The organism is Bacillus sp. 05T31 (genome assembly GCF_056396725.1).
In genome coordinates, this window is record NZ_JBFTMA010001029.1 from 1 (window position 1) to 1,517 (window position 1,517).

At 31.8% G+C, this 1,517-nt stretch carries 2 protein-coding genes and 1 pseudogene; all 3 read right to left on the reverse strand.

The genetic code is table 11. The features are described 5' to 3' along the window. Positions 1-66 precede the first annotated feature (66 nt). Entirely contained in the window at positions 67-588 is a 522-nt protein-coding gene (locus AC1DJR_RS31015) for a PRK06770 family protein (RefSeq protein ID WP_477004366.1), read from the reverse strand. Positions 589-755: 167 nt separating this feature from the next. Beyond that, positions 756-851: pseudogene (locus AC1DJR_RS31020) on the reverse strand (sporulation initiation factor Spo0A C-terminal domain-containing protein); the annotation flags it as partial. Positions 852-1,084: 233 nt separating this feature from the next. Next, positions 1,085-1,516, reverse strand: coding sequence for an SMI1/KNR4 family protein (locus AC1DJR_RS31025; RefSeq protein ID WP_477004367.1), 432 nt, complete (start codon positions 1,514-1,516; stop codon positions 1,085-1,087). Between the last annotated feature and the right edge of the window lies 1 nt (position 1,517).

The following is a 1,517-nucleotide window of genomic DNA, read 5'->3' on the forward strand; positions in this document are numbered from 1 at the left end:
AAAGCAAGGTAATAAAAAAACTAAAAGCAAGGTAATAAAAAAACTAGAAGCCCTTCATATTATATTTTATTGAATGTGCGGAGTATCCCCTGATTCGTATAGTTCTTTCGCTTTTTCCTCCCCGAATGTAGTTAAAATATAATGTTGCTCTTCTACCGCATCCATCGCTCTAGTGGCTTTACAAACATTACCCTCTTGAGCATCCGAGAAAAAATTGTGATCTTCTACAATTTTACTAAAATCTTTTTTCGCCCATCTATCAGCAATTGCTACAAGCTCATTTTTCTTCGCAAAACTACTCTTATTTATGATTTTTTTTAATTTTTCAGCGTTATTTTGAATCATTGGGATGGATCCCGATTTTCGTTCTGCCACTACTTTTTGATGAGTCATGTGATACATCGCTGTAATGACTTCGCTTTCAGTAGAATTTTCAGTAACATACACATCAACAAAGACTCCATCTACCTCTATACCTACTATCGTTGGGTCTTCTTTTTTATCTATTTGAGCACTCACTTCTTTATCTACTGGATTATCGGCAAGCTCTAACATTCCAAATGTAACTGCAACAGCAAGRACTCCCATAGCTGCTACTATTCTCCCTCTTTTTCTCAACAAAATAAAAAGACCAACGAATTCTAAAATTCATTGGTCTTTAAATAAAAGTTTATTGGTTTTAAAATTGATATCGAGTATAAATTTCAAGAATTATTAAGCTCTACTAAAACATAAATCCCTTACTACTTTTCCTCTCAGCTAGCCTTATGTTCAAGTCTTAGCTTATCCGCAACCATTGCGATGAACTCGGAATTCGTAGGTTTTGCTTTTGACATAGATACAGTATAACCGCCGCTATATCAAGGCATTGTATATTTCATAACTATCATTAAATGCTTCTATTTATTGGTTAGAAGTGCAAAATTTATCGCTTATCTAAATTTGATTGTACCATCTATTCAAAGTACCTTCAATAAAAAAAGGTAATGGACATTATAAAAGCTTATGCAAGTTATACATAAGCTTTTTTACTCATGATTAGATATTTTTCAAATSCTACACCTTAMAGCAAGTCTTAAAAAGATTAAATATAATAGTCAGGATTTYCATCCATTTTTATTAAAAATTCTTCTAAAGAATCCGCTATTTCCGTTGAACCATAATATATAGGACATTGACCTAATTCATTTTCCTGCTTAAATTTAATTGTTAAAAAGCTAATCTCTGATACTTCAAAAAATACTAGTGATTCTTCATCATCGACATCGTCGAAATTAGGATTATATTCATAAATATCTTGTCTTAAACGAAAATCTGCAACAGAAAATGGGTCCATGAATCTGTTAATAAGAGTCTTATTAGTCTTTAAAAATCCATAGCCAATTTCCTCATAGAAACGTTTTAGTTCTTTKGGGAATTGCATTTTCAACAAATCTTCTGCTTCTGCTATCTCTTCTTTTGGTAAAGGATAAAAAATAGGTGTTTGATTAGATTTAACACTCTCGTCTGCTACAATG